Origin of the sequence: Paracoccus sp. UBA889, assembly GCA_002294185.1 — a bacterium.
Taxonomy (GTDB): domain Bacteria; phylum Pseudomonadota; class Alphaproteobacteria; order Rhodobacterales; family Rhodobacteraceae; genus Paracoccus.
In genome coordinates, this window is sequence record DBFD01000028.1 from 17,947 (window position 1) to 24,275 (window position 6,329).

At 66.5% G+C, this 6,329-nt stretch carries 8 protein-coding genes and 1 pseudogene; 8 read left to right on the top strand and 1 reads right to left on the bottom strand.

Annotated elements, in window-relative coordinates; all coding sequences use genetic code 11:
- Positions 1–84: 84 nt before the first annotated feature.
- On the bottom strand, positions 85–813 hold the full coding sequence (locus B4L36_RS04935; RefSeq protein ID WP_292953252.1) for a prephenate dehydrogenase: 729 nt from the start codon (positions 811–813) through the stop codon (positions 85–87).
- A gap of 265 nt (positions 814–1,078) precedes the next feature.
- Between B4L36_RS04935 and B4L36_RS04940 the strand changes: the two genes are divergently transcribed.
- The 8 genes and pseudogenes from B4L36_RS04940 to B4L36_RS04975 all read left to right on the top strand — a co-directional run.
- A complete protein-coding gene (locus tag B4L36_RS04940) occupies positions 1,079–1,783 on the top strand; it encodes a CoA transferase subunit A (RefSeq protein ID WP_292953255.1) in 705 nt (234 codons plus the stop codon).
- Positions 1,783–2,409, top strand: coding sequence for a CoA transferase subunit B (locus B4L36_RS04945; RefSeq protein WP_292953258.1), 627 nt, complete (start codon positions 1,783–1,785; stop codon positions 2,407–2,409). Before B4L36_RS04940 ends, B4L36_RS04945 begins: the two co-directional genes overlap by 1 nt.
- A 107-nt stretch (positions 2,410–2,516) precedes the next feature.
- The gene (locus B4L36_RS04950) at positions 2,517–3,092 is read left to right on the top strand and encodes a hypothetical protein (protein ID WP_292953261.1); all 576 of its coding nucleotides are present in this window, start codon (positions 2,517–2,519) and stop codon (positions 3,090–3,092) included.
- A gap of 137 nt (positions 3,093–3,229) precedes the next feature.
- Entirely contained in the window at positions 3,230–3,631 is a 402-nt protein-coding gene (gene ybgC, locus B4L36_RS04955) for a tol-pal system-associated acyl-CoA thioesterase (RefSeq protein ID WP_292953264.1), read from the top strand.
- Entirely contained in the window at positions 3,624–4,361 is a 738-nt protein-coding gene (locus B4L36_RS04960; RefSeq protein ID WP_292953267.1) for an HAD family hydrolase, read from the top strand. Before ybgC ends, B4L36_RS04960 begins: the two co-directional genes overlap by 8 nt.
- Positions 4,362–4,496: 135 nt before the next feature.
- Positions 4,497–5,192 carry a protein TolQ gene (gene tolQ / locus B4L36_RS04965; protein WP_292953270.1) on the top strand — a complete coding sequence of 232 codons (696 nt, stop codon included), beginning with the start codon at positions 4,497–4,499 and terminating at the stop codon, positions 5,190–5,192.
- Between the two features lie 6 nt (positions 5,193–5,198).
- Positions 5,199–5,651, top strand: coding sequence for an ExbD/TolR family protein (locus tag B4L36_RS04970; protein WP_292953273.1), 453 nt, complete (start codon positions 5,199–5,201; stop codon positions 5,649–5,651).
- Positions 5,644–6,329 (top strand): annotated as a pseudogene (locus B4L36_RS04975) (protein TolA); the annotation flags it as partial. The gene B4L36_RS04970 and the pseudogene B4L36_RS04975, both read left to right, overlap by 8 nt.

Here is a 6,329-nt window from a genome sequence, read left to right on the forward strand (position 1 = left end):
AGACTGCCAAGACTGCCAAGAAGGCTGCCGTGAAAAAGCCCGCGGCCGGCAGGAAGTCCGCCGAATGACCCCGTCGGGCATGCCTCAGCCTGTCTCGGCCATCTCCGCGATGCCGGCTATCGCCTTCACGAACCGCGCGCGGACCGGCCCGGCATGGGGATTGTCATGCAGGATCGTCCGCAGCAGTTCAGGTGAATCCGCCTGAACCATCGCCACGGCCTCGACCAGCCGCCGGAAGCTTTCGGTGGTCAGCCTGTCGGGTATCGGTCCAATTCCCGACAAACCCTGCGCGATCAGATGCGTCAGCCCCTGCACCACGGCCATCTCGCGGTCATGTGCCTCTGGTGTGGTTGCCAGAACCCGCAATCCCAGCCTTCGCAGGAATGCCGCCGCTCGCCGGTGGCCGTCGCCGCGCAGCGGGCACCATGCGATGCGATGACCCGTCAGGCCCTCGCGCGCGCTTGCAGGCCCAAACAGCGGATGCGTGGCAACGATCTGGGCATGGTCGGGCAGGATGGCCTGCATCATCGTGGCAGGCAGCAGCTTGACCGAAGCCACATCAATGACCATCGCGCCGGGGCGAAGATGGGGCGCGATGATGTGCAGCACGGACCGCATCTGCGACAGCGGCACGGACAGAACGATGATGCGGCAGCGCGCGGCCTGCGCAAGATCGACCTGCAACAGGTCGTTGACCAACAGCACGGGGTCGCAGACGCACAATGTCATGTGATCGCGCAAATGGCGGGCGATCAACTGGCCGAAGGCTCCGAAGCCGATGATCGAAAGATGGGGACAGTCGGGATTGGACATGGGGACGACCCTGGATTTCGGCGCAGGCTCGTGGTGATGTCATCCGGTCAACCGCTTCCCCGCGCGGTTGACATGGCTCTGCCCCCGCTATGTCAGCGGGCGATAAGAGATCGCAGAGATGGCGCGGATGCGGTTCATCCATCATGATTGCCACCGGTCGGGTCGGCAGGTCAAGTCGCGGCACGAACAGGGTGTGGCCTGATTGACACGGATTGCCCTGCGGGCCATGACTTTCATCGAAACCGGATCCATGAGGGGAGGGCCGATGAAAAAGGTCTATGACAACGCGGCCGAGGCGCTGGACGGTCTTTTGAAGGACGGGATGTTCATCTCGGCCGGAGGCTTCGGGCTGTGCGGCATACCCGAATTGCTGATCGACGCCATCGTCGATAGCGGCGTAAAGGATCTGACCATCGCCAGCAACAATTGCGGCGTGGACGGGTTCGGCCTGGGCAAGCTGCTGGACACCAAGCAGATCAGGAAGATGATCAGTTCTTACGTCGGCGAGAACGCGGAATTCATGCGTCAGTATCTGTCGGGCGAACTGGAGCTGGAATTCAACCCGCAAGGCACGCTTGCCGAACGGATGCGCGCGGGCGGCAGCGGCATTCCGGGCTTCTACACCAAGACCGGCGTCGGCACCCAGATCGCCGATGGCAAGGAAGTTAAGGTCTTCGACGGCGAGGAATACATCCTCGAGCGCGGCATCGTCGCCGACCTGGCCATTGTGAAAGCCTGGAAGGCCGATGACACCGGCAATCTGGTGTTCCGCAAGACGGCACGGAACTTCAATCCGCCCGCCGCGATGTCCGGCAAGGTTTGCGTGGTCGAGGTCGAGGAGATCGTCGAGCGCGGCGCGCTGGATCCCGACTGCATCCACCTGCCCGGCATCTATGTGCACCGGATCATCCAGGGCCCGCACGAGAAGCGCATCGAGAAGGTCACCACCCGCAAGAAGGAAACCGCGTAATGGCATGGGATCGCGACCAGATGGCCGCCCGCGCGGCCGAGGAACTGGAAGACGGGATGTATGTCAACCTCGGGATCGGCATCCCGACGCTGGTGGCCAATTACACCGGCGACAAGGACATCACGCTGCAATCGGAAAACGGCATGCTGGGCATGGGGCCTTTCCCCTATGAGGGCGAGGAAGATCCCGACCTGATCAACGCCGGCAAGCAGACCATCACCGAGCTGAACCGCACGTCTTATTTCGACAGCGCGACCAGCTTCGGCATGATCCGCGGCGGCAAGATCGCGGCGGCGATCCTCGGCGCGATGGAGGTGGCCGAAAACGGCGATCTGGCGAACTGGATGATCCCGGGGAAGCTGGTCAAGGGCATGGGCGGCGCGATGGATCTGGTCGCGGGCGTCAAGCGCGTGATCGTGGTCATGGACCACACCAACAAGGCCGGCGAATCAAAGCTGCTGAAATCCTGCACGCTGCCCCTGACCGGCAAGGCCGTGGTGGACCGGATCATTACCAACCTGGGCGTGCTGGATGTGGTCGAGGGCGGCCTGAAGATCGTGGAGACCGCCGATGGCGTGACCGAGGACGAGATCCGCGCCGCGACCGAGGCAACGATCGTCGGCTGATCCGGGATAGACCGGCGGCGGAGGCAGGGGGCGTTGCCCCCCGTCGCCGTTCCGGCGACTTCCCCCAGGATATTTGGGCCAAGGCAAAGGGACCGGCGGAGGTTTCGATGGATCCTGACCGGATTGCGGCGCTGTTCACGCGCCAGGATGGATCGTTTCTGTGCGCGCGATGGGGGCGACCGGTCGCGCCGGTCGCGTTCGGGCTGGCCGAGGAAAGCCTCGACATCTTTCGGGCCGCAATCCGGGCCGGCTTTGCCCATGCCGGACATCCCGTGACCGAGACCGACCCCGAGATGGGCAGCAACCTGATGCTGTTCTTCATGCGCGACTGGCAGGAATTGCAGGGCGTGCCGGATCTGGATCTTCTGACGGGCCAGGATGGGTTGCCCGGGCGGCTGGCCGGGCTAAAGGCCGATCAATACCGGATTTTTCGCTTTGATGCCGATGGCGGCATCCGGGCCTGTCTGCATTTCGTGCGGATGTCGGGCGCGTTGGGCGATGCGCATCCGGCGCAGCTTGCCGAGGCGCTGACCATGCGCAGCGCGCTGAGCTTCGCGCGCGACGTTGCGCCCTCGACGGATCTCGCGGCGCTGATCCGGGCGGCCTATGACCCGATCCTGCCGGTGGCAGCGCAGGATCCCAGCCATGCCCTGCGTCTGTCGGCAAGGATCGCGCGGACCTGATGCGGCCCGCGCGACAGCGCGCGGAACGCGCGCATCCGTCCAGCGACAGCGACCGGCACGGAGTTTGTCCGTGCCGCCCCCTTCGCCCGCCGAACGGGCGATTGCGGGTATTCCGACCCCGTCCTAGGATAGCTGCCATGAGCCATTCCATGATCCTGCGCGTCTATTACGAGGATACCGATCTTGCCGGGATCGTCTATTATGCCAATTACCTCAAATTCATCGAGCGCGGACGCTCGGAATGGTTGCGCGCCCTGGGGATCGATCAGGCCGCGCTGAAACGGCAGGCGGGCCTGGTCTTCGCCGTGCGCCGGATCGAGGCGGATTATCTGCGGCCGGCGCGGTTCGACGATCTGGTACAGGTCGCGACCCGCCTCGACATGCTCAGCGCCGCGCGAATCGTGATGGATCAGACCGTCACGCGCGACGGCGAGGTGCTGTTCGCCGCCCGCGTGACCATCGCTTGTCTGGACGCGCGCGGACGGCCGACGCGCCTGCCCGCACCGCTTGCCGCCATCCTGCGGAAGGCCGATGACTGAGCCGCGCCGCATCGCCATGTGGTCGGGGCCGCGCAATCTTTCGACGGCGATGATGCGCAGCTTCGGTGCCCGTCCCGATTGTGTCTGCGTGGACGAACCGTTCTATGCCCATTATCTGTCGCAGACCGGCCTGCCCCATCCGATGCGGGATCAGGTGATTGCCAGCCAGCCCACCGATTGGCGCATTGTGCTGCCCGGATTGACCACCGATCCGGCGGCCGCGCCGGTGCAGTATCAGAAGCATATGGTTCAGCACATGCTGCCCGGCATGGACCTGGGCTGGACCGGGACCGTCACCAATGTCTTCCTGATCCGCGAACCCGAGCGTGTCGTGGCCTCTTTCGCGGCCAAGCGCGGTCTGCCCGACCCGGCCGAGCTGGGTTTCGCCCGTCAGTGGAGCATGTTTCGCGAGATGGCCGAACGCGGCGCCGCGCCCATCGTGATCGACAGCGCCGATATCCGCCGCGATCCTCGTCGCGCGCTGCGGGCATTATGCGCCGCGATCGACCTGCCCTGGACCGAGGCCATGTTGTCCTGGCAGGCCGGCCCGCATCCCGAGGATGGCGTCTGGGGTGCGGTCTGGTACGATGCGGTCAATCGCTCGAACGGCTTTGGCGGGCCCGAGGGGCCCGGTCCCGAACTGGACGGGCCGTTGGCGGATCTGGCCACCCGGCTGCGTCCGGATTACGAAGCCATCGCGGCGCATCGGCTGGTGCTTTCCGGCAGGTGACGCCATTGTGTTGCGGCAGGGGGCTGCAAGATTTGATAAAGAGAGGCTAGAAGGCCGGCGATCCGTGCCAGCCGGTCCGGCAGACCGGCGGGTTCTGGATGATTCGACCAAGGCCCGGAAGATGAGGCAGTGACGATGGAACCCATTCAGGCCGCCCAGGCCCTCGATTTTTCGCTTCTGGCGCTGTTTGCCCGTGCGTCATTGACCGTGAAGGTGGTGATGGTGCTGCTGATCGTCGCCTCGGTCTGGTCTTGGGCGATCATCATCCAGAAATTCCTGGCCTTCGCCGCCGCAAGGCGCGAGCAAATCCGCTTCGATCGCGCCTTCTGGTCCGGCGAGCCGCTGGACGATGTCTATGACCGGCTGGGCGAGACGCCCTCGGGCGCGACCGAACGGGTCTTTGCCGCCGGCATGACCGAATGGCGGCGCAGCCACCGCGATGACGGCGCACTGATCCCCGGCGGCACGCAGCGGATCGACCGCGCCATGAACGTCGCCATCCAGCGCGAGGAAACGCGCCTGTTCCGGGGCCTGTCCTTTCTGGCCACCGTCGGCTCGACCGCGCCCTTCATCGGCCTGTTCGGCACCGTCTGGGGCATCAAGACCGCATTCGAAGGTATCGCCATGTCACAGGATACCAGTCTTGCCGTCGTCGCACCCGGCATCGCCGAGGCCCTGCTGGCGACGGCGCTTGGCCTGCTGGCCGCCATCCCCGCCGTCGTGTTCTACAACAAGCTTTCGGGCGACGCCGAACGGGTGACCGGCAACTGGGAGGCGTTTTCGGACGAGTTCTCGACGCTGCTGTCGCGCCAGCTGGACAGCGAGGTCTGATCCGCGATGGCCGACGTCGTCAAAAGGATCAGCCGAAGGAAAAGCGGGCGGCGGCGCAACGCGCCGATGTCCGAGATCAACGTGACGCCCTTCGTGGATGTCATGCTGGTCCTGCTGGTGATCTTCATGGTCGCCGCGCCGCTGATGACGGCCGGGGTGCCGCTGAACCTGCCCCGGACCGCCGCGACCGCCGTGCCGACCGAGCCCGAGGAACCGCTGGTGATCTCGATCCCCGCGGAGGGACAGATCACGCTGATGAACAATCCCCTCGCTGACAATCAGATCGTGGCCCGGCTGCGCGCCGTACTGGCCGAACGTCAAAGCGACCGCATCTTCCTGCGCGCCGATGGCACCATTCCCTATGCCAGGGTGGTGCAGGTCATGGGCGCGCTGAATGCCGCAGGACTTACCAATATCGTGCTGGTCACCGATCCGGGCGGCCCGCGCATGGATGGCTGATTTCATGCAGGATGACCGCGAATCCCGCATCGGCTGGTGGATCTCGGGCGGCGCACATGCCGCGCTGATCCTGTGGGCGGTGCTGGGCGGGGTCTTCTTCCGGCCGCAGCCCTCGACGCCGTTGCGCACGACCCAGGTCGCCACGATGAGCGGCGACGACTTCGAGGCGCTGGCCGCGGCCTCGCGCGGGGCCGGTCCTGTGGCTCGGGAGGCCACCGCGGTCGCAGCGATGCCCCCGCCCGAAGTCGAACAGGACAAGGCAGCCGCCCCCGCCGGCGCCAGTGCCCCCGATCCGCAGGATGCGGCACAGGCGCTGGCCCGGCCGGACGCGGCCGAGCGCCAGCCCGATCTCAGCGATTTCGAGGCGCGGCCGCCGGTGACGGTCGCGACCGACCTGCCTGAACCCGTCCCGGCGCCGGACAGCGCCGCCGAAACCGCGCCCAGACGCCCCGCCACGCCGGACGCTCCGACGGCCGAGGGCCAGCCTGCCCGTCCGCAAGCGCCGGTCCCGGACGCCCCGGCCGTGCCGGTCGCGCCGCGCTCGGAACTCGCGCTGGACCGCTCGAGCCTGCCGCGTCTGCGGCCCGATGGCCTGGTCGAGGAACGCAATGCCCGCCTCGCCGCGCAAGAGGCCGCGCGCCAGGCGGCGGCCGAGGCCGCGCGGGCCGAGGCCGAGGC

Bases quoted from the DNA above. Each gene is read 5' to 3' on its own strand.
- ybgC (WP_292953264.1), top strand. From the start codon at position 3,230: ATGAGCCATTCCATGATCCTGCGCGTCTATTACGAGGATACCGATCTT.
- B4L36_RS04935 (WP_292953252.1), bottom strand. From the start codon at position 813: ATGTCCAATCCCGACTGTCCCCATCTTTCGATCATCGGCTTCGGAGCC.
- tolQ (WP_292953270.1), top strand. From the start codon at position 4,497: ATGGAACCCATTCAGGCCGCCCAGGCCCTCGATTTTTCGCTTCTGGCG.
- B4L36_RS04945 (WP_292953258.1), top strand. From the start codon at position 1,783: ATGGCATGGGATCGCGACCAGATGGCCGCCCGCGCGGCCGAGGAACTG.
- B4L36_RS04940 (WP_292953255.1), top strand. From the start codon at position 1,079: ATGAAAAAGGTCTATGACAACGCGGCCGAGGCGCTGGACGGTCTTTTG.
- B4L36_RS04970 (WP_292953273.1), top strand. From the start codon at position 5,199: ATGGCCGACGTCGTCAAAAGGATCAGCCGAAGGAAAAGCGGGCGGCGG.
- B4L36_RS04960 (WP_292953267.1), top strand. From the start codon at position 3,624: ATGACTGAGCCGCGCCGCATCGCCATGTGGTCGGGGCCGCGCAATCTT.
- B4L36_RS04950 (WP_292953261.1), top strand. From the start codon at position 2,517: ATGGATCCTGACCGGATTGCGGCGCTGTTCACGCGCCAGGATGGATCG.